Source organism: Pseudomonas sp. TWR1-1-3, assembly GCF_049896805.1.
In the GTDB taxonomy this organism is placed as follows: Bacteria; Pseudomonadota; Gammaproteobacteria; order Pseudomonadales; family Pseudomonadaceae; genus Aquipseudomonas; species Aquipseudomonas bubulae.
Window position 1 is genome coordinate 274372 of the sequence record NZ_JAFCUZ010000002.1, and the last position, 20032, is coordinate 294403.

The following is a 20032-nucleotide window of genomic DNA, read 5'->3' on the forward strand; positions in this document are numbered from 1 at the left end:
TCCGACCCAAAAGCCCGCCCGGTTTTGCCTGGCGGGCTTTTTTTGAAGAAGCAAAAGCTCTGTAGCCGTTCCAACAGCTGCGTTCGGCGGCGCAGCCCTCGGCAGCTGCTACGGATTACGCCACATCTCCAGCGTCGGTTCCTGCGCCATCCGCTCCACCAGAAAGTCGATAAACACTCGCAGCTTGGGCGGCAAATACCGGGTGGGCGTTTGTAGCAACCACACGCCGCCGTGGTAGGAAGCAATAAAATTCCACTCGGGCAGCACCTGCACCACCACCCCCTCCTCCAGCGCCTGGCGTGCCGTAAAGTACGGCAAGCTGCCGATCCCGATATGCTGCAACACCGCATCCAGGCGCACGCCCGTATGATTGGCCGCATAACGTCCGCGCACCCCCACCGTTACCGACCTGCCACCCTGCCTGAATTTCCAGCGCGCATCAGCCGGGGTTTCCCCCAGGTAAATGCAACTATGGTCACGCAAGTCCTCAGGCTGCTGCGGTACCCCGTGCCCGGCCAGATACTGCGGCGTGGCACAGAGTAAATGCTCGATCGGAAACAGTTGGCGCCCCACCAGCCCCGGTGGCGGCTGGTCGGTAATGCGAATGCTCAAGTCAATGTTGTCATCGATCAAATCGACATAACGATCCTCGAGGATCAATTGCACATCAACCTTGGGGTAACGGCGCAGAAACTCGGGCATATGGGGATGTATCACGTACCGCCCCACGGCCTTGGGCACGCTCAGGCGAATGAGCCCCTCGGCCTCCCGGGTAAAACGCCCGCTCAGGTCCATCACCGCCTGAGCCGAACAGGCCATTTCATCGCAACGTTTGAAAACCTCTTCACCTGCATCGGTCAGGCCGAGCTTGCGGGTTGTGCGTTGCAGCAAGCGAATGGCCAGGGCTTTTTCCAGTCGGGCAACACTGCGACTGACCGCCGAAGGCGATGTGCCAAGCTGACGAGCGGCTTCAGAGAAGCTGCCTGCCTCGACCACTTTCACAAACACGACCATTTCAGCCAGTAATGACAACGGGAGATTTATGCTCACAGCGCACAGGTCCATTGAAAATTTGATGGATTATCACACTCCTGGCTCCCCCCTATACTAAAAACGAAACCCGCTCAGGAACACCTCCATGACCCAACGCCTGTTTTTCAATGACGACGCCGTGAGCTGCGAGGTCGAAGTCATCCACTGCGCGCCCCAAGAAGACGGGTTTGCCGTCATCCTCTGCGCCACCCCCTTTCATCCCCAGGGCGGCGGGCAACCCAGCGACACGGGCTGGATCGGCGACAGCCAGGTCATCAAGGTTGTGCAGGGACAGGATGCTATCGTGCACCACGTCAGCGTGCCCGTACCGACAGGCCGGGCACGGGCTCAGGTCGACGAAACCCGCCGTCGGTTGCATGCCCGCCTGCATTCGGCCGGGCATTTGATTGGTGTTTGCGGCGAGCAACTGGGCTGGGTACCCACCAAAGCCCATCACTGGCCAGGCGAATGCCGGGTAAGCTTTGTAGCCGGCGACAATCCGCAACCCCTTGAGGCCGAGGCCGTACAGCACACCCTGGCACAATGGATCGCTGCCGACCTGCAAAGGCATACCTGCCTGGACTCGGAGCAGCGCGTCATCCGTTTTGGCGAGCTGCCGGGCTATCCATGTGGCGGCACCCATGTGCAATCCCTGGCTGAACTGGGCACCGTCAACGTGTTGTCCGTAAGTCAGAAAAAGGGCGTGCTCTCAGTACGCTACGCTCTGGACTGACGCAATCAAGGAAGGGATAAAAATAGCCGCTGCGCCATGGCCCGATCCAGTTTGGCGCGATACACCGCGATATAGTCATGGGAACTCTGTGCCCGGGCGTACAACGCCTGTTCACTCAGGGTGCGCTGTTGGGCCGTTTTCAAGTGGGCCACGTCAAAGTCGGCGGCGAGTGTGTCCATTGCCTTGTAATGAAAATGTGCAAACCACAACTCATTACCCTCCAAAGTGCTAATGGCGTATTCCTCAAGATAATCCTTGCGCTGGCCTTTGGACAAAAACCGCCGCCTCCCCACGCGGGCAATGCTTACCTCGCCCTGGGCCTTTAAATACTCGACGTTGGCACCCGTTGGCGGCAGCCGCTTGATAATGCTGATGCGCAGGCTTCGGCCCTCGGCGCGCAACCTGCCGGCCGCCGCCTTCAGGTCGGTAATTAATGCCAAAGCGCCAGCTCTGCGCTCTTGAGTCAGGGGCTCAACCTCAGGGCTGGATGTGAGCACAATCCGCTCCATCTTCTGCGCCACCTCGTCGAGTGAGCTGGCTTTGAAGCTCAGAATTTCTTCTATTTCGATCGGTATTCTGGATGTTGCAGCGCTTGCCCTGTTCTGTGCAATGACTCCCGAAATCCGCTCCAGCAACGTGCGGGCGTCAGCCTGGAGTCGGGATAACGACTTGGCTTGTGAAGCCTGAAGAGTGGGTGGTCTGCTGCTACCGATTTCTTCCCATTCTCCCGCCTCTGTTTTGCGATAGGAGCGGATATTCATTTGATCGATGCCCTCAGTCACATCGACGATTTCATCTTCAGACCCCGAGGACGGAGGACGACGCTGCCCTACCAGCGTCAGATTTTTTGTGGTCTTGATTACTTGCTGAGTCCCGCGGGACGATCCTGCCCCGGCTCCTGGCTCATTGATCAGGCGACTGGGGCCTGGCCGGGGCTCTTCTGCTTCAGAAGAGGAGCTTTCGGACTCACGGATAACATTCTGCATCTGGGCTTCTGCAAACGTTCTCAGGCTGCTTAGAACCTCAATAATGTCGGGCAGATATTCATTACGGAAATGCTCGGAGCCAAGACTGACAAGGTTCTGGCAAACGCCTTCCGCTGCGTCGTATTTTTCGATGGTCTTATCGAAGAAGTCGAGATGTTCTCCGGGATACTTCGTCTCTTCACGGCGCAAGCTTAATTGCGACCAGGCGGTATCAATCAATGTTCCTTGCCCGAACAGATCAAATGCATATTGCTCTTCAGGTATGAGGTTGACCGCATCACGGCGGATCACCAGTTCGCACAGGGTTTCCAGGTAGGCGGCGGACCAGTGGCGGTCGAAATAATCCCGATTGGGTTGATTGATTATCTCTTCCAGTGCGCTGTATCTGGGCAACGGCCTGGTTCTTACCTCATCAAGGGCATCGCACTCGCGCAGCGAGTTTTTATATAACCGCGCCTCTAGCCGTTCGGCCTGTTTCAAGTTGGTAATCCAGCGCTCATAGGGAGCACTCGAGCCATTGTTTATCTCTGCCAGAACCTCCAGCAGCGAAGCGGTATAAGAGACCCCGGAGTTGGATACCGGCAGTTCACGCAGCGCTTCTTCCAGGTAGTTCTGTAATTTGAACAGCCTCAAGGTCAGCTGTACCCAAGTCTCCTGTGTTCTGGCCTCAAAGCCCTCAAGGGGGATAATTTGGTTCGACCTGGTTTTGACGTTGATCATGTCCAGCACACCCGCGCGCCACGCTTCCAGCTCAGCTTCGTAGCGATCAACAAACGTCGCTCGCCGATCGGGAAATTTAGTCAGCAACTCTTCAGTCAGTTTCAGCACTCGGTCGCGCCTCAGAAGCTCTTCGTCCAGGCGTTCGGCCTCTTGCTGCAACGCAGCCACTTTCTGGGTCTTTTTCTCGCGCAATGCCTGAATGGTTTTTTTGGGACCGCCGCCGCGCAATCCCAAACGCAGATCGAGTTGCCACTGCCCGGCCTCATCCCTTCTCAGGCGCGGGCCAAATCTTTCAGGCTGCCTGTCGTCCTGGATCACCAGCCCATCCGCGTCACGGCCAACGCGATAGGTTTTGGCACCGATCTGCACATATGACTTGCCCTCATGGTTGATAACACCTTTTAAGGGGCCTACTTCGATGCGCGTGCCCTGGCTCAAGTCCAGATCCAGCACAAAAGTGTCCAGGCTTGCCTGCTGCAGCTCTGTCAAACGGGGCTGAGCACTGAACCATGAGAAGTCCAGGGACGAATATTGGCTGGCAGCACGGGGTTCAATATCGGGCTGTTTCTTTTGCGCGATAACGCTAGCGGAGACTGGCTCAACCGCCGGGAGGGCCTCAGGTTTGTAGATCGTAAACAACGGTTCATCGACAGGGGCACTCAAGCGTAACCGGGCATTGGCTTTTGCCTTGAATCTCAGACCTTCGTGCAGAAGTGCCAGGCTGATATTGAATAAAAGATCGATAACCGTTTGTTGCCCCGCCTCTTTATCGCCATCAATTCGCGCCTGCAAACCGCTATCAAGGCTCAACAGGGTCTGAAAAAGCCAGGCGGCTTTCTGCAAGGGCCCACTGAGTAAAAACGTCAACCCGTTAAACAGGCTCCAGCCATAGTGCTTGAGCAGCATCCAGCGACGCTCAGAGGTCGACACCGTCTGGTTGTCCGCCATGCTCATCAACGCACTGACGTTGGCGTCAAACATCGCCCCGTAGTAGTTGCCCACCAGGCTACGCGTACTCAAGGTCGCCGGGCGACGTGGCAACAGGGCCAAAAAACCCTCCAGCAGTACATTCTCCAGATGCGGTCGCGCAAAACCGCCGTCGGCGTAATAACCACGGGCGTCATCGTCCAGCCAGGTCAATATGCTTTCTTGCAGCTCACCCGGATGCTTGATGGCGTCAAACAATGCGGGCCAGCTGGCATACTCCAACAAGGGTTCAGGGGCAAAAGGCCGGTACAGGATAAAGGGCCCTGTCTGGATATTCAGCGAGCCGAAGACAAACATGTTCGCCGCCGTATCAACTCTGGCCCCCTCATAGGCGTAAAAGCCCAGGGGCCGCACGCACACATAGTCATGGCTGACCGACCGTTGCGCGTCGTGGCGCATGACCTGGGTGACCACATGCAAGCCCTGCGGGGTAAAACCGGCTTGCCCCCTGATTTTTTTCTCCAGGGCCAACAGCGGCAATTGAATTCTCAGTTGGGCCGCATATAACGCCTCGCGCTGCATGACTTGCTTGTCGTCGTCCACCAGGTAACCCTTGAGTAGCGCGATATAGCCCACTCCCACATCCAGCTCATCCACAAGGCTTTTCACGTAGCCACTGGTCAACCAGTCAGGTACTGGGGCGCCTGTGCGATCCTTGACCGCGATCAGGCCGACTGGCCAGCCGCCTCTGTAGCCAAGGACAAACTCGACAAAAGACAGCACATCGTCGCTGAAAACAGGCAGCTGCAAGTTTTCGACCCCCACGTCATGTATCTCAATGTGCGAGATATCGAGGCCTGACCGCGGATGATCGCGCTCGATGCGTTGCCTGATCATTTTCTCGGCGTACACCGGCAATGCATCAATACCGTCCAGAAAGGTGCGGCCCCGGGTCTGGCGCTGCCAGATCACTTCTGCGCTCATCAACCTGCTGTAGTCCAATTGATCCACGGAGCTGGCCTGCTTGAGCCACTCGGGCAATACGCAGATCACATTCTCCAGGTGCGGGCGTTCCTGTTCGCTGAAAAACGGGAACATCGCAGCCGCTTCGTCCAGCACCTGCTCCAGTCGCCCGACGCTCCACTTGCCAGCCTGAGCGGCTTGCCCCACACGCACCATGTTGCGCAACTGCTGGTCGAGCAAGGTGCGGGCCAGGCCGGTGATAAAGTCCCCCTCGGGCTCATGCAGACTCCAGCTCAACAACCGAACGGGGGCAACCTGCAACACACGAGTCAGCATGCAGGTAGCGAACGCCTGTACCGAGCTGAAGGACTCAACCCCGTGCTCCAGTGAATAACCGAGCACAATCAGGTGATCGGGCATTTGCCGGGTGATCAGCACCACACCCGGCAGTTGAAAGCGCCGCCGAACGTTGTTCTCTGTACCGTCGATATTGACCAGATAGGCGTGCACCGGGGTTTCGAGGGTTCCTCTGGCCCGATTGTCCCTGTCAGGGAAGGATGCAACCACCGCCAGCACGACTGCCTGATCGGCAGGCAAGGCAGGCACGCGGTTTGGCATCAGGGCGGCACCCCCCAGGGCCATCCGTAACACTTCGCTCAACCATTGAAGCGGGGCCAATGAGCCGTTTTGCCTGTCACTCCAGAATTCGGCCAGCGCCTGTTGATAGGCCGCAATCAATAACCCCGAATGATCGTTGATGATGCTTTGCAGCTCCGCCATGTTTACCGCCAATGGATGCGCAGACAGTTCGTTATTATCGACGCTCAGGCGGTGAAACCCCTGGATAAGCACCACCGGCGTTGAGTCGATAAAGCACTGAATCATCACATCCGCAACGGCCATGAAACGATAACGCCTGGGCATGCCCGGTGAGTTCTCATGGCTCAATGGCTCAGCGATAGCGAGCTGCGTAAAATCCACGTTCAGCGCCGGGTATTTATCCTGTAGCGCTTGCTTGAACCAGCTGGCAACGACACCTTGAAACGTCGGGCGCAGGGCAAAACTGTGACCCGCAAAGCTACTCAGGGCCGAGTAGCGGATCATGGCATCAGGGGTGGTCGAAAGTGTTTTCATGACAGTTCATCGCGTTGAATTAGACGAGGGTTACGCCCGCGAGAGGCAGAACCGGATCGGCTGATTAAACGCAATGAATCCGCATTACAGGCGGTATCTGGATATGTACAGGATCAGGCACTGGTGCGCCGGCGCTGGACGAAACGACCGACGTAGTCATCTGCCGGAGCCTGCAGAATCTCTTGCGGGCTGCCGACCTGGATCAACTGCCCGTCCTTGAGTACGGCAATACGATTGCCAATGCGCAACGCTTCGTCCAGGTCATGGGTGATAAACACGATGGTTTTTTGCAAAGTGCGCTGCAATTCCAGCAACTGATCTTGCATCTCTGCACGGATCAAAGGATCCAGGGCACTGAAAGCTTCGTCCATCAGGATGATGTCGGTGTCGGTGGCCAATGCCCGTGCCAGGCCGACGCGCTGACGCATGCCGCCCGAAAGCTGATGAATGAACACCTGTTCGTAACCTTGCAGGCCGACCACGGAAATCCAGTGGAGGGCCCGCTGCTGGCATTGCGCGACGCTCTCGCCCCGCACTTTCAGGCCATAGGCGACGTTATCCAGTACGTTGCGGTGAGGCAGCAGGCCAAAATTCTGAAACACCATGCTGATCTTGTGCCGACGAAAATGGCGCAAGGCAGGCATGTCGTAATCCAGAATGTCTTCTCCGTCGACCAGGATCTGACCACTGCTGGGGTCGATCAGCCGATTGAGATGACGCACCAGCGTGGACTTGCCTGACCCGGACAAGCCCATGATGACGAAAACCTCTCCCGCCCTGATCGATAGCGAAATGTCATTGATGCCCACCACGCAGCCTGTTTCGGCCAGCACTTGGTCTTTACTCTTGCCAGCGCGGATCATCGCCAGCACGGCCTTTTCCCGATTGCCGAACACCTTGTAAACGTTGCGTACTTCAATTTTGTTGACGGTCATTTCTGATCCCCATGCCGAGGTCGGCCATAGGCCTGGGTAATGCGGTCGATGACCACCGCCAGAATCACGATAGCCAGCCCGGCTTCCAGCCCTTTACCGACGTTGAGGGTCTGAATGCCTACCAGCACGTCTTCGCCAAGACCGCGTGCACCGATCATCGAGGCAATCACCACCATCGACAGGGCCATCATGGTGGTCTGGTTGATACCGGCCATGATGCTGGGCATGGCCAGCGGCAATTGCACACCGAACAACTGCTGCATCGGCGTGGCACCAAAGGCATTGATCGCCTCCATCACCTCGCGGTCGACCTGGCGCAGGCCCAGATCGGTCAGACGGATCAGCGGTGGTACGGCATAAATCACAGTGGCAAAAATCGCTGGCACCTTGCCCAGGCCAAACAGCATCAGCACCGGGATCAGGTACACGAAGCTGGGCATGGTTTGCATGATATCCAGCAGCGGCATCAGCACCGAACGCAGACGGTTGCTGCGGGCGGCCAGAATCCCCAGCGGGATGCCCAGCAGCACAGCAATCACCGTGGCCACCAGCATCAGCGCCAGGGTCTGCATCAGCTTGTCCCACAGGCCAACAGCACCTACCAGGAACAACAGGCCGACAATCAGCAAGGTGCTGAAAATTTTGCGCGTGGCATGCCAGGCAATGGCGCCGACGATGATCAGCATCAGCCACCACGGGGTCAGGCGCAGCAGGTTTTCGAGGTGGATGATGGCCCACAGCAGCGTGTCGGAGATGTGCCGAAACACATCGCCGTAGTTGCTCACCAGCGCATCAACGCCATCATTGACCCATCCTGCGATGGAAAACGTCAGATTTTCAGGAAACATGCGGTGCTCTTGTTCAAGGAATTAATTCGCTTTAAGCGCCGCATCGACCTTGGCCGCCGCTTCAGGAGTAACCCAGGCATGCCAGATCTGCGGTTGCTCGCGCAAAAAGGCCTGCGCCGCCTTACGCGGTTCGGTGCGTTTTTCGCTCATTTGCGCCAGGGTTGTGTTCAGCAGATCGATCGGGAAATCGACCTTCTGGTAGAACTCGACCAGTTGCGGGTATTGCTTGCTGAACGGGGTCGACACGCCGATCGCCAGTTTCGCCGGCAAGGAGCGGGTGCCCTTGGGGTTGGGATTGTTGGCGTCGGCCAGGGTTTTCCAGGCTTCGGCATCGAAGGCAGGCTCTTCGAGTTTTATCAGTTTGTAGCGGCCAATCAGCGGGGTTGGAGACCAGTAGTAAAACAACACCGGTTTGCCACGCTTGATCGATGAGCTGACCTCGGCATCCAGCGCCGCGCCGGAGCCTGTCCGAAAGTTCACGAAGTCCTTGTCCAGCCCGTAGGCCTTGAGCTTTTGGCTGTTAACGATTTCAGAGGTCCAGCCGGTAGGGCTATTTAGAAAGCGACCGCGAGAAGGGTCTTCCTGATCGCGGAAAACATCTTTGTAGCGTGCCAGATCGTTGACCGATTTCAAGTCCGGGGCCAGTGCCTTGATGCCTTTTTCAGGGTCGCCCTTGATCACATACTCCGGCACCCACCAGCCCTCGCTGGCGTTCTTGACGATATCGCCCAGCCCCAGCACCTTGCCCTCGGCTTCGGCCTTGATCCACACCGGGCTGCGCCCTGCCCACTCTTCACCAATCACTTGAATATCGTTTTTGGCCAGTGCTGCTTCCAGACTGACTGTGCTGCCGGGCAATGTGTCCGTCGCCACGTCGTAGCCTTTCTCTGTAATCAGGCGCAGCACTTCGGTAATCAGGCTGCCGCTTTCCCAGGTGATATCACCAAAGTGAACCGGTGCCTTCTGCTCGGCCAGCACCGGTTGGGTGATCAATGCACAGGCCAGCAGCGGACCACCGAGCCATTTTTTCAAGTTATTCATGCGGATTCTCTTGTTATGGAGGGGCGGTAGGTGGGTTGCGCGGTGGCGTGCACGGCGCAACGCTTGAGGGCGCGAACCATGTAGTCACTCACGCTGCGCCGGGATATGCCCAGCTGTTGTGCGATTTCGGGATACGTCAGGCCATTGACCCGTGATAGAACGAAGGTTTCCCTTACCTTGTCGGGCAAACCATCGAGCCGGGCATCAATCATCTGCAAGGCTTGAATTGCCTGGGCCAGGGTCTCTGGCGAGGGGAAATGAAGGGGTTCTTGCTGTTGCACGCTCATCAGATAGGCCCGTTCCACATCCCGGCGACGCCACAGTTGAAAGATCAGACGCCGGGCGATAGTCGTCAACAACGCACGCGGCTCGCGGATGACCTGCCCCTGCGGTGCGCTTAAAAGCTGGGCAAACGTATCGGCCGCGATGTCTTCAGCGTAGCTGCTGGAATCGAGGTAACGGCACAAACGTGCATGCAGCCACAAATAGTGGGTGCGATAAAGCTGGCTCACATGGTCGCGGTGAGCGATGTCGGCGCCGGACATAGGGGCTCCAGGAATTAAACAGAACGGTATGTCCGGTGATCCGGTGCGGCGATCCTAGCAAATGGTTTTATGCAATTTAAATACTAAAAAAACATTTGTTTATTCGTTTCAGCTATTAAGTATGGCTCCACTACTGCAACACGTCATACCCGAACTCAGCCGCTTCCTGCCGATAATCGAGAACCATCTGATAATCCGCTTCACTGGCTGGTAAAACTTCCCGCAGCCCCAAGGTTAGAGCTACTTCGGGTAATTGCTCCAAGGCCGTATTCATTGCCTGGCGAATCTGCCCTGCGCCGTCACGTCCGGCACTGAGCGCAGTGATGTAAGGCAAGGTCGGGCTGGAGGCCGTACGCGCCACAATCCGCAGCCCGGCAACTTCTGCCGGCGCATAGCGGGCCAGGTAGGCATAGGTCACGCTGTCGATGGCGGCAAGGTCGGCCCAACCTTCGCGCACCCAGCGCAGGCTTTGCCGGTGCGCGCCGCTGACGGCCACGGAGGCAAAAAAGCGCCCACCGCGCTGCAGGGGCGCAAGGCGATGGCGCAATAGATTCATGCCGCTGTTGGAGTGCTGATCATTGATCACCCCGCGGCTGCCCGCGAAAGCGCCCAGATCGCGGCGCGGATCTGCATCACGGCTGACAATCACACTGCAATGCTCCCCCCCATGGCTGTCGGGCCATTCGTAATGCGGGCGACCGACCAATTGCACCTGACCGCGCAACTGGGTCAACAGCGGATAACCGCAGGTCTGGCTCAGCAACAACTCGGGGGCCCTGAACAACTCCAGCAGGCCAAGGCCCCGGGCATCGCCACGGGTATGCTGCAAAAGCTCGAGAACACGGGTCAACCAGCGTTCATTGGCTTCGCTGACCTGCTGGGGGGCTACATACATTGCCAATTCGGCATAACGGCCAGACATGGAAGGCACCTTGTGAAATTAACTGAACGGATGCTGCGGGCTATCAATCGCCTGCACCGCGTGACGGCGAATCAGTTCACCGTAGCCTTGCACCAGAAAACCGCCGCTGCGCTGCTGCCACTGCTCTCGTCGCGCACGGTAGACCCTGGGCATGTAAAACCACGGCAAACCCGGTAAATCATGGTGCACCAGATGCAAGTTGAGGTTCAGGAACAGCCAGGTCCAGGGCCAACCGGCTTCATTGAGTACCGTTCGCTGTTCCGGCCGGGCTGCGGGACGGTGCTCATAAAAGGAACGAACCATGCCCACTGACAAAACCGGCACGGTAACCAGAAATACATACTGCCAAACAGCCAGTTCGCTGCAGTACGCGATAAAGGCAAACATCAGCATCGTGAAAAAACCGTGGGTCAGCCACATGCACCAGGCTTTCCGCTCGCCGCTGCGCAGGCGATGCAACTCCTCCCTGGCCATGCCGAACAATGCCAGGGGCGGGCCCAGCAGCAGGCGTCCGGGCACCGTTTTGTTCAGCCAGAGCAAACCACGCAGCAGACTGGAACTGCCCTGCCAGTGAGCCTGGCTTAAATAGCGGCTTTCGGGGTCAATGCCGGGCAAGGTCAGGTCATGATCGCGGTGATGCTGCAAATGGCTGTCGCGATAGAGGGTATAGGGGTACCACAGCGCAAAAGGTGCGTAGCCCAGCACCTTGTTAAGGTTGCTGGAACCTGTGGGGTGGCCGTGCAGCAGTTCGTGCTGCACCGACATCCACAGCACCACCACCGGGATCAGCAGCACAATCGTCCAGCCAGCGCCAAGCACCGGGCTGCCCAGCAGCAACGCAAACCAGGCGGTGGGAACGGCAAGCAGCAATAACCAGGTAGGCCACTGGGTTCGACCGGTGAAGGTACGGGACAAGGCCTGGATGTCCCGTTGTTGGGCGCTATCGAAATAATGCGACATCTGATGAACTCAAAACAGGTTTGAATCCTTGTTGCGCCAGTCGCAGTTTTCTTGCAGATCGATTGGTTATGAGCTTAGAGGTGTTTGCGTACGGGTCGAAAAGCAAACCCCGGAAACGCAAAAAGCAGCCCGAAGGCTGCTTTCTGTGTGTTTTTTGAAACTGCGTTGCTCCAAAAAACAAAATTTGGAGCGGGAAACGAGACTCGAACTCGCGACCCCGACCTTGGCAAGGTCGTGCTCTACCAACTGAGCTATTCCCGCAATAATGGCGTCCCCTAGGGGACTCGAACCCCTGTTACCGCCGTGAAAGGGCGGTGTCCTAGGCCACTAGACGAAGGGGACGTTGCCCGAAATGTACACGTACATTTCAGTGCCAGATCACTAACAAACGTTAGTCTCTTGGCTTTCACTCAACTTCGCCCGAAAGCAAAGTTGCTTAAAAATGGAGCGGGAAACGAGACTCGAACTCGCGACCCCGACCTTGGCAAGGTCGTGCTCTACCAACTGAGCTATTCCCGCAATGGCGTCCCCTAGGGGACTCGAACCCCTGTTACCGCCGTGAAAGGGCGGTGTCCTAGGCCACTAGACGAAGGGGACACACTACAACTTCACTGGTTACATGCGTTTGGCTGTTCGCTTTACGCTGCAATTGGCGCGCATTCTAGGGATGGATTGGAAGGTCGTCAACCCCAATATGAAAATATATTGAAATCAATGACTTCCCCCCTATTAAGGCGTTTTCCTACAGAGTCTCGAGGCAAGCTCTTGGCGCCTATATTCCGGCACCCTACAAGGAGTTATGATTGCCGGACCTCAGTGATGGCAGTTTGCTGCCCAGTCGATCCTCACCCCCGTCCTAGCCAGGCACTGCGACTTCACCGAGACAGCGCATCTACACCCACAAGAGGTTTTAACGTTGACGCCCACCATGATCGCCCTGCTTGTCGTCGTCGGGATCGCACTGTTGATTGCCATCGTCTACATCAACCATATAGTGGAAAACAACAAACTGGAGAAAGCACGCCTCAAGGTCGAGCTTAACGACCGCATCCGTCGTTGCAGCGAGGTCAACGAGACCTTCCCCGGCCAGTTGATGTCTCCCGCCCTCAAACTGCTGCTTACCCGCCTTGAGCTCAATGCGACACAGCGCCTATTGCTCCTGGATAAATCCAGCGCGGCATTAAAGGCACAAGTGACCGAGCTCGGCGGCCTGATTGCCAAGGGCGAGTCAATTCCTGTCAACAACCCGCCCAACCCGGTGCTGACCGAAGCCAAAGCCAAGGACGTACGTTTTTTGCTTGAAACACTCCACGGGCAAATCACCCGTGCGGCCAAGGACGGTTTTTTGCCGACCAACGAAGCCAAGCAGTGGCTCACGGAAATTCGCCACTTGCTGGTGGTGTTGCATATCGAGTTCTTCAACAATCTGGGCAAGCTGGCCCTGCAGAAAAATCAGCCCGCACAGGCGCGCCTGGCTTTCGAACGTGCCGTGCAGTACTTGCGCAAACAGCCGGTACCCGCCATGTACAACGCCCAGATCAAGGATTTCGAAGCACAACTGGCACGCGCCAACGCACAAGTGCAGAGCGCACTTGAGCCGACCACGGGTGAAGTCAACGAGCTGACTGAAGGTTTGAAGACAGACGAGGCCGATGCCGACTGGAAGAAGAAGTCGATTTACGACTGACAGACACATGCCACCTGTGCAGCTGTCGGAGAAACCAGGGAATGCGATGTAAAGCCCAGGACGGGCCAGAGGGGGTAAAACATATAAAGGCAGCCCTTGGGCTGCCTTTATATTTGACGTCAGGCTACCGGATTGATTGGCTTTTCCGGGTACCACACGTCCAACAGCGGGCTAACTTCAACGGTGGTCAGCTCTGGACGCGCTTTGAGCCAGGCTTCAACAGCAGCACGCTGCTCTTCGCTGACCGAACCGCGCTTCTGCAGGCAAACCAGACCGTAGTCGTCGCCGCCAACATAACCCAAGCCGTTAGCTTCCATGGCTTCTGCCAGGAAAGCTGCCAGGAATGCATCGATAGCCTCTTCCGACAGGTCTTCTTTGAAATCCAGGTTCAGCTCAAAACCCAACTCCTGAAATTCATCAACGCACAGTTTTTTGCGCAGACGCTGGGAACGATTAGTAGCCATTGAACAATCCTCTTAAGTAATAACGGGCGGCACTTTAGCAGCTTCGGCCGCCCGGCGCCCGGTTCCGTGTGAACGGTTCATCGTTTTCTATACTTTATCCGTGAAACCCTGTAACAGGTGGATGCACAACCCCGACAACCTTGGGGCATAATGCCAATACTTTTATGACCATTGAGGGAACTTTTCATCATGCCCTCGTATTTCCCCCCCTCGCCTGCAGGGTTTTACTTAATATGATCAAATCTTTACGGCCACTGTTTCTCGCCAGCTTTTTTCTGCCACTGGCCTTCGGCGCCAACGCCGCCCCTGTCAATACCACCCTCACACCAAAAGTTCAGCAAGCGCTCAAGACCAACAAACTGGGCGACGACGCCCTGTCCCTGGTTCTGCTGCCGCTTAGCGGCCCTGGCATTCCCACTGTCTACAACGCCGATGTATCCATGAACCCGGCCTCCACCATGAAACTGGTGACCACCTACGCCGCCCTGGAAATGCTTGGCCCGACCCATCAATGGAAAACCGAGTTCTACACTGATGGCACGCTGAACAATGGCATTTTGCAAGGCAACCTGTACCTCAAGGGCGGCGGCGACCCCAAGCTCAACATGGAAAAACTCTGGCTGTTGATGCGCGATCTGCGCGCCAATGGTGTGCAACAGATCACCGGCGACCTGGTACTCGATCGCAACTTCTTCAATCAGCCGCAACTGCCGGTATTCAACGACGACGGCAATGACAAGAACAAACCGTTCCTGGTCAAGCCCGACTCGCTGATGGTCAACCTCAAGGCCCTGCGTTTCGTGGCGCGCAATGATGGGGGCAAGGTTCTGATTTCGGTCGAACCACCAATTGCCAGCATCAAGATCGACAACCAGGTCAAGGCCGTCAACACCAAACAATGCACCGGCGACGTGCGCTACAACCCGGTACCGCAAGCCGACGGCTCGGTACTGGTCACCGTCAGCGGGCAACTGGCCGATGGCTGCAACTCGCAGACCTATCTGTCCCTGCTGGACCACGCGACCTACACTGCTGGCGCCGTACGCGCTATCTGGAAAGAGCTGGGTGGCAGCATTCAAGGCCAGGACCGCCAGGCCAGCGTACCCAAAAATGCCAAGCTGCTGGCACGCGCGTTCTCGCCCGACCTGGCCGAAATCATTCGTGACATCAACAAATACAGCAACAACACCATGGCCCAGCAACTGTTCCTGAGCCTGGGCGCGCAGTTCCGCAACGATGCTGACGGTGACGACGCCAAGGCCGCACAGCGCGTAGTACGCCAATGGCTGGCGAAAAAAGGCATTACCGCACCCCATTTGATCATGGAGAACGGTTCCGGCCTGTCCCGTGCAGAGCGCGTCAGCGCGCGGGAAATGGCGCAAATGCTACAGGCTGCCTGGAAAAGCCCCTACGCTGCCGAGTTCATCAGTTCCATGCCCATTGCCGGCAAAGACGGCACCATGCGCAAGCGCCTGAAAACCACGGCCATGAACGGCCAGGCCCATATCAAGACCGGCACCCTGAACACCGTGCGGGCCATTTCCGGCTTTAGTCGCGACAGCAACGGCAATACCTGGGCAGTGGTGGCCATTCTTAACGACCCTCGTCCGTGGGGCGCTTCGGCGATTCTGGATCAGGTTCTGCTCGACCTGTATCGCCAGCCGCAAATCCCGAATAGCGCGGTATCCATCGCGCAGTAAGGCGTTGCCCGGGCAATAAAAAACGCCCCTGATCGTGCGATCAGGGGCGTTTTTCATTGTGGGAGCGAGCCTGCTCGCGAAGCAGGCGACCCGCTCAGGCGCAAAACTGCGGTGATGCCATCGCGAGCAGGCTCGCTCCCACTACAGGCCCACCCCTGCAAGAAGCAGGCAGGCCAGTACTCAGCCGCTATTACCGGGCCATGATTTTCCAGGCACGGTGGATTTTGCTGTTGCGGGCAAAGTCCGGATCGATGGTGCTGGCAGTGATTTCTTCGACCGCGTAACGCGCTTCCAGATTTTCATCGAGGATGAATTTGCGGAAGTTGTTGGAGAAATACAGCACGCCACCCGGCGCCAGACGGGCCATGGCCAGATCCAGCAATTGCACGTGGTCGCGCTGCACATCGAAGATGCCTTCCATGCGCTTGGAGTTGGAGAAGGTCGGCGGATCGATAAAGATCAGGTCGTACTCTTCACGACAGGCATCCAGCCACACCATCACATCGCTCTGCTCCAGACGGTTCTTGTCCGAAAAACCGTTCAGGGACAGGTTGCGACGCGCCCAGTCCAGATAGGTTTTCGACAGATCAACGCTGGTGGTGCTGCGCGCGCCGCCCTTGGCTGCGTGTACGCTGGCAGTTGCGGTGTAGCAGTACAGATTGAGGAAACGTTTGCCGGCAGCCTCTTTCTGGATACGCATGCGCATCGGGCGATGGTCCAGGAACAGACCGGTATCCAGGTAGTCCGTAAGGTTGACCAGCAGCTTCACACCGCCTTCGCTGACCTCGGTGAACTTGCCCTGGGCACTTTGACGCTCGTACTGCTTGGTACCGCTCTGGCGCTCGCGACGCTTGACGATTACCCGGCTCTTGTCGATGTTCAACGCCTGCGGGATGGCCGCCAATGCATCGAACATGCGTTCCGAGGCTTTTACCGGATCAATGGATTTCGGTGCCACGTATTCCTGGACGTGAACCCAGTCGTGGTACAGATCGATCGCCATCGCATATTCCGGCATGTCGGCGTCGTAGACACGGTAGCAGTCGATACCTTCGCGCTTGACCCACTTGCCCAGCGCCTTGAGGTTCTTTTGCAGTCGGTTGGCAAACATCTGCCCGCCTTCGCTCAAGCGTGGCTGCTCGATCACCACCGGAGCCGGTTTGATCGGGTTACCGTTCTTGTTGAACTTCTCGTACTTGGTTGGCGCTTCGATGTTGGAAGGCAGATCGGACTCAGCCTGTTCGCGCTCAGCCTGACGCTGCTCGGGGGTACGGCGCTCGCCGGTAACGAACTGATCCGGCACCACCTTGATCAACAACAGCTTGCACGGCAAGGCGCCGTTCCAGAACGAATACTGCTTGTGGCTACGGATGCCCATACGCTTGCCCAGATCCGGAGCACCGGTAAACACCGCGGCCTCCCAGTTCAAGCAGGCCTGGCGCAGACGCTCGCCGAGGTTCTGGTAGAGATAAAGCAAGCTCGCCTCATCACCCAGACGCTCGCCGTACGGCGGGTTGCAGATTACCAGGCCTTTCTGGTTCTGGTCCGGGCGCGGCTCGAAGGTCGCCACTTCGCCCTGGTAGATCTTGATCCAGTGGCTCAGGCCCGCGCGCTCGATGTTATTGCGCGCTGGCTGGATCAGGCGCGGATCGGCTTCATAGCCACGAATCCACAGCGGTGGCTTGGCCATGCCGATTTCGGCACGCTCGGTGGCTTCGTCGTGAAGTTTTTTCCAGATGGCCGGTATATGACCCAGCCAGGCATCGAAACCCCAGTGAATACGATTGAGGTTTGGCGCCATATCGGCGGCGATCATCGCGCCTTCGACAAGGAACGTACCTACACCACACATCGGGTCAGCCAGAGCAGCACCTTCGGCGGCCATACGTGGCCAGCCCGCACGGATCAGGATGGCCGCCGCGAGGTTTTCCTTCAGCGGAGCAGCACCCTGCTGCAGGCGGTAGCCGCGCTGGTGCAGGCTGCTGCCTGACAGATCCAGCGACAGAATGGCTTCGCCACGGTCCAGGCGCAGGTGAATGCGCATGTCGGGGCTGATCTTGTCGATGGAAGGACGCTCACCGCTTGGCGTGCGCAGCTTGTCGACGATGGCGTCTTTTACCTTCAACGCACCAAAGTGGGTGTTGTCGATACCCGAGCCGTGACCGCTGAACTCAACGGCCAGGGTGCCATCCGGCACCATATGGTCTTGCCAGTCAACGTCCAGCACACCGTGGTACAGGTCTTCGGCGTCCTTCATCGGGAAGCGCTTGAGTACCAGCAACACACGGTTGGCAAGGCGCGACCACAGGCACAGGCGGTAGGCCGTCTCCATGGTAGCCATGCCTCGAATGGCCGAGGTGTGCTCGCGGGCTTCCTCAAGACCAAGGCCGGTGGCCTCTTCGAGAAGCAGGCCTTCAAGGCCTTTGGGACAGGTAAGGAAGAGTTCGTAACGATCCGACATGGGATTCCTGGGCTATTAGCTATCAGCGAGAAGGCGACGCATCGCCCGCTCCGTTTTCAATCAAGCGCTTTTCTTGAAGAGCGCTCGCGTGGCACGAAACTGTGCCGTTCCACCGAGGCGATCACTCATGCCCGCAGGCATGAACAGTTTAGACGCCGAGGCAGGTCATTCATCTGGAAACAACAGGTCATATACAGACCCTTCGTCGAATAGTCCCCCAGCAAAAGAGGCGGGTATTCGCGACGGGGAATGAAACGCATCCTCTTTGCAAACACTCGGCCTATCAGGCTTTGGTCGTATTCAGTGGTCAAAAAGCGACCTTACTTATGGCCTTAACACCATTATCGTTACGTCCTTATGACAAAACGATCATTCACACGCCTTGGCGCATTGGTTAGAACTCAACTCAGGTTACGGCCGCACAGGCCCTGACAAAATGCTCGCCACGCCGGCAGCGAGCACACCAACGGCAGAACACTCTGCCCCGGCCTCTGGAAGGCCGACGCTAAATAAACAGTCAACAAGTGAGGGCAATACCCTATGAGAAGACTTAAGCGTGATCCGTTGGAAAAAGCGTTCCTTCGCGGATATCAATACGGTGTTAACGGAAAATCCCGCGAGCTTTGCCCTTTTACTCTACCGTCGGTACGCCAAGCCTGGATTAACGGCTGGCGTGAAGGACGCGGCGACAACTGGGACGGTATGACAGGCACTGCGGGCATCCACAGACTCAACGAACTTCACGCCGTCGGCTAACTCCGGGCAAAATCCGACATCACCTCGAAGCTGTACTGACTCAACCTTGCCGCCCTTTCCAGGCGGCGGGCTACGGCCCAAGGGCTCCTTAGGGGAGCCCTTTTTATTGCCTGCCAATCAGCGCGCCAAGGCCGATATGGCGTCAACCGACTCGCGAATCAAGGCCGGACCCTTGTAGATAAAGCCCGAATAAATCTGCACCAGGCTCGCACCCGCAGTGATTTTTTCAGCTGCGTGTTTGCCCTCGGTAATCCCGCCCGCAGCGATGATCGGCATACGACCTGCCAGCTCACCGGCCAGTACTGACACCGTGTGAGTACTTTTCTCACGAACCGGCGCTCCAGACAGGCCACCCGCCTCGTCGCCATGCTCCATACCTTCAACACCTGTACGACTCAGCGTGGTGTTGGTGGCAATCACTGCGTCCATACCTGTCTCAAGCAGCGCCTGAGCCACAAGCACGGTTTCTTCGTCTGTCATGTCAGGGGCGATCTTGATCGCCAGCGGTACGCGCTTGCCGTGGCGCTGAGTCAGCTCGTTCTGACGCAGCTGCAGGGCCTCGAGCAATTGCTTGAGCGAATCACCGAATTGCAGGCTGCGTAAACCCGGCGTGTTAGGCGAGCTGACGTTTACAGTCACGTAGCTGGCGTGCTCATACACCTTGTCCAGGCAAATCAGGTAATCATCGACCGCTCGCTCAACCGGCGTGTCGAAGTTCTTGCCAATGTTGATACCCAGGATACCGCTGTACCTGGCTGCCTGAACCCGTGCAAGCAGGTGATCGACGCCAAGGTTGTTGAACCCCATGCGATTGATGATCGCTTGCGCTTCAGGCAGTCGGAAAATACGGGGTTTGGGATTGCCCGGCTGAGGTCGCGGCGTCACGGTGCCGATCTCAACGAAGCCAAAACCCAGTTGTGCAAAGCCATCAATGGCCGCACCATTTTTGTCCAGACCTGCGGCCAGGCCGACCGGGTTAGGGAAGTCCAGCCCCATCACCGTCACTGGCAGCCTTGCCGGCGCCTTGCACAACAAACCATTAAGCCCTAGACGGCCACCTGCACCGATCAAGTCCAAGGACAGGTCGTGGGAGGTTTCAGGGGAGAGTTTGAAGAGCAACTGGCGGGCCAGGTTATACATGGGCTGATAGGACTCAAAGGGTTGCTTGAAGAGAGCGCGATTATAGCTGCGCGCTTCACTAAATCACAGGCAAAGAAA

General features: G+C 57.4%; 15 protein-coding genes and 4 tRNA genes. 4 read left to right on the forward strand and 15 right to left on the reverse strand.

Translation table 11 applies throughout. The features are described 5' to 3' along the window. Nucleotides 1-108 precede the first annotated feature (108 nt). Nucleotides 109-1050 (reverse strand): LysR family transcriptional regulator, encoded by a 942-nt coding sequence (locus ACP7BE_RS08745; RefSeq protein ID WP_095019651.1) that lies wholly within the window; start codon nt 1048-1050, stop codon nt 109-111. Between the two features lie 88 nt (nt 1051-1138). Here ACP7BE_RS08745 and ACP7BE_RS08750 point away from each other — a divergent pair, with 88 nt between their 5' ends. Beyond that, on the forward strand, nt 1139-1765 hold the full coding sequence (locus ACP7BE_RS08750; protein ID WP_426105557.1) for an alanyl-tRNA editing protein: 627 nt from the start codon (nt 1139-1141) through the stop codon (nt 1763-1765). A 5-nt stretch (nt 1766-1770) separates the two neighbouring features. Here the strand turns inward: ACP7BE_RS08750 and ACP7BE_RS08755 are convergent, their stop codons facing one another. From ACP7BE_RS08755 to ACP7BE_RS08805, 11 genes are all read right to left on the reverse strand, one after another. After that, nucleotides 1771-6495 (reverse strand): dermonecrotic toxin domain-containing protein, encoded by a 4725-nt coding sequence (locus tag ACP7BE_RS08755; protein ID WP_426105559.1) that lies wholly within the window; start codon nt 6493-6495, stop codon nt 1771-1773. A gap of 113 nt (nt 6496-6608) precedes the next feature. After that, nucleotides 6609-7430, reverse strand: a complete 822-nt coding sequence (locus ACP7BE_RS08760) for a quaternary amine ABC transporter ATP-binding protein (protein ID WP_095003136.1) — start codon at nt 7428-7430, stop codon at nt 6609-6611. Next, nucleotides 7427-8278, reverse strand: coding sequence for an ABC transporter permease (locus ACP7BE_RS08765; protein ID WP_095003135.1), 852 nt, complete (start codon nt 8276-8278; stop codon nt 7427-7429). The genes ACP7BE_RS08760 and ACP7BE_RS08765 overlap by 4 nt, the downstream gene beginning before the upstream one ends. Before the next feature lie 21 nt (nt 8279-8299). Beyond that, the gene (locus ACP7BE_RS08770; RefSeq protein WP_095003134.1) at nt 8300-9319 is read right to left on the reverse strand and encodes an ABC transporter substrate-binding protein; all 1020 of its coding nucleotides are present in this window, start codon (nt 9317-9319) and stop codon (nt 8300-8302) included. After that, the gene (locus ACP7BE_RS08775) at nt 9316-9864 is read right to left on the reverse strand and encodes a sigma-70 family RNA polymerase sigma factor (protein ID WP_426105562.1); all 549 of its coding nucleotides are present in this window, start codon (nt 9862-9864) and stop codon (nt 9316-9318) included. The genes ACP7BE_RS08770 and ACP7BE_RS08775 overlap by 4 nt, the downstream gene beginning before the upstream one ends. Nucleotides 9865-9994: 130 nt before the next feature. Continuing rightward, complete coding sequence (locus ACP7BE_RS08780; protein WP_095003132.1) at nt 9995-10786, reverse strand: phosphate/phosphite/phosphonate ABC transporter substrate-binding protein; 792 nt, start codon at nt 10784-10786, stop codon at nt 9995-9997. Between the two features lie 18 nt (nt 10787-10804). Next, a complete protein-coding gene (locus tag ACP7BE_RS08785) occupies nt 10805-11746 on the reverse strand; it encodes a fatty acid desaturase (RefSeq protein WP_095021010.1) in 942 nt (313 codons plus the stop codon). A gap of 185 nt (nt 11747-11931) precedes the next feature. Then, nucleotides 11932-12007 (reverse strand) — tRNA-Gly (locus ACP7BE_RS08790). A 5-nt stretch (nt 12008-12012) separates the two neighbouring features. Beyond that, nucleotides 12013-12088, reverse strand: a tRNA-Glu gene (locus tag ACP7BE_RS08795). A 101-nt stretch (nt 12089-12189) separates the two neighbouring features. Next, nucleotides 12190-12265 (reverse strand) — tRNA-Gly (locus ACP7BE_RS08800). Between the two features lie 2 nt (nt 12266-12267). Continuing rightward, nucleotides 12268-12343 (reverse strand) — tRNA-Glu (locus ACP7BE_RS08805). A 331-nt stretch (nt 12344-12674) separates the two neighbouring features. On the opposite strand from ACP7BE_RS08805, the gene ACP7BE_RS08810 reads away from it, so the two are divergent. Next, complete coding sequence (locus ACP7BE_RS08810; RefSeq protein WP_095003130.1) at nt 12675-13433, forward strand: hypothetical protein; 759 nt, start codon at nt 12675-12677, stop codon at nt 13431-13433. Between the two features lie 119 nt (nt 13434-13552). On the opposite strand, the gene ACP7BE_RS08815 is transcribed toward ACP7BE_RS08810, so the two are convergent. Continuing rightward, entirely contained in the window at nt 13553-13897 is a 345-nt protein-coding gene (locus tag ACP7BE_RS08815; RefSeq protein WP_095003129.1) for a YggL family protein, read from the reverse strand. Between the two features lie 233 nt (nt 13898-14130). Between ACP7BE_RS08815 and dacB the strand changes: the two genes are divergently transcribed. Next, nucleotides 14131-15597, forward strand: coding sequence for a D-alanyl-D-alanine carboxypeptidase/D-alanyl-D-alanine endopeptidase (gene dacB / locus ACP7BE_RS08820; RefSeq protein WP_095003128.1), 1467 nt, complete (start codon nt 14131-14133; stop codon nt 15595-15597). A gap of 190 nt (nt 15598-15787) precedes the next feature. Here dacB and rlmKL read toward each other — a convergent pair whose 3' ends face one another. Continuing rightward, a complete protein-coding gene (gene rlmKL / locus ACP7BE_RS08825; RefSeq protein WP_095019627.1) occupies nt 15788-18058 on the reverse strand; it encodes a bifunctional 23S rRNA (guanine(2069)-N(7))-methyltransferase RlmK/23S rRNA (guanine(2445)-N(2))-methyltransferase RlmL in 2271 nt (756 codons plus the stop codon). A 540-nt stretch (nt 18059-18598) separates the two neighbouring features. On the opposite strand from rlmKL, the gene rmf reads away from it, so the two are divergent. Then, a complete protein-coding gene (rmf, locus tag ACP7BE_RS08830) occupies nt 18599-18814 on the forward strand; it encodes a ribosome modulation factor (protein WP_095003125.1) in 216 nt (71 codons plus the stop codon). Between the two features lie 117 nt (nt 18815-18931). Here the strand turns inward: rmf and ACP7BE_RS08835 are convergent, their stop codons facing one another. After that, complete coding sequence (locus ACP7BE_RS08835) at nt 18932-19954, reverse strand: quinone-dependent dihydroorotate dehydrogenase (protein ID WP_095003124.1); 1023 nt, start codon at nt 19952-19954, stop codon at nt 18932-18934. Nucleotides 19955-20032: the final 78 nt, after the last annotated feature.

What these genes read in the sequence shown, in the direction of transcription:
- ACP7BE_RS08775 (WP_426105562.1), bottom strand. Translation starts at nt 9,864, where the DNA reads ATGTCCGGCGCCGACATCGCTCACCGCGACCATGTGAGCCAGCTTTAT.
- dacB (WP_095003128.1), top strand. Translation starts at nt 14,131, where the DNA reads ATGATCAAATCTTTACGGCCACTGTTTCTCGCCAGCTTTTTTCTGCCA.
- ACP7BE_RS08785 (WP_095021010.1), bottom strand. Translation starts at nt 11,746, where the DNA reads ATGTCGCATTATTTCGATAGCGCCCAACAACGGGACATCCAGGCCTTG.
- rmf (WP_095003125.1), top strand. Translation starts at nt 18,599, where the DNA reads ATGAGAAGACTTAAGCGTGATCCGTTGGAAAAAGCGTTCCTTCGCGGA.
- ACP7BE_RS08755 (WP_426105559.1), bottom strand. Translation starts at nt 6,495, where the DNA reads ATGAAAACACTTTCGACCACCCCTGATGCCATGATCCGCTACTCGGCC.
- rlmKL (WP_095019627.1), bottom strand. Translation starts at nt 18,058, where the DNA reads ATGTCGGATCGTTACGAACTCTTCCTTACCTGTCCCAAAGGCCTTGAA.
- ACP7BE_RS08780 (WP_095003132.1), bottom strand. Translation starts at nt 10,786, where the DNA reads ATGTCTGGCCGTTATGCCGAATTGGCAATGTATGTAGCCCCCCAGCAG.
- ACP7BE_RS08810 (WP_095003130.1), top strand. Translation starts at nt 12,675, where the DNA reads ATGATCGCCCTGCTTGTCGTCGTCGGGATCGCACTGTTGATTGCCATC.
- ACP7BE_RS08815 (WP_095003129.1), bottom strand. Translation starts at nt 13,897, where the DNA reads ATGGCTACTAATCGTTCCCAGCGTCTGCGCAAAAAACTGTGCGTTGAT.
- ACP7BE_RS08750 (WP_426105557.1), top strand. Translation starts at nt 1,139, where the DNA reads ATGACCCAACGCCTGTTTTTCAATGACGACGCCGTGAGCTGCGAGGTC.
- ACP7BE_RS08770 (WP_095003134.1), bottom strand. Translation starts at nt 9,319, where the DNA reads ATGAATAACTTGAAAAAATGGCTCGGTGGTCCGCTGCTGGCCTGTGCA.
- ACP7BE_RS08835 (WP_095003124.1), bottom strand. Translation starts at nt 19,954, where the DNA reads ATGTATAACCTGGCCCGCCAGTTGCTCTTCAAACTCTCCCCTGAAACC.
- ACP7BE_RS08765 (WP_095003135.1), bottom strand. Translation starts at nt 8,278, where the DNA reads ATGTTTCCTGAAAATCTGACGTTTTCCATCGCAGGATGGGTCAATGAT.
- ACP7BE_RS08760 (WP_095003136.1), bottom strand. Translation starts at nt 7,430, where the DNA reads ATGACCGTCAACAAAATTGAAGTACGCAACGTTTACAAGGTGTTCGGC.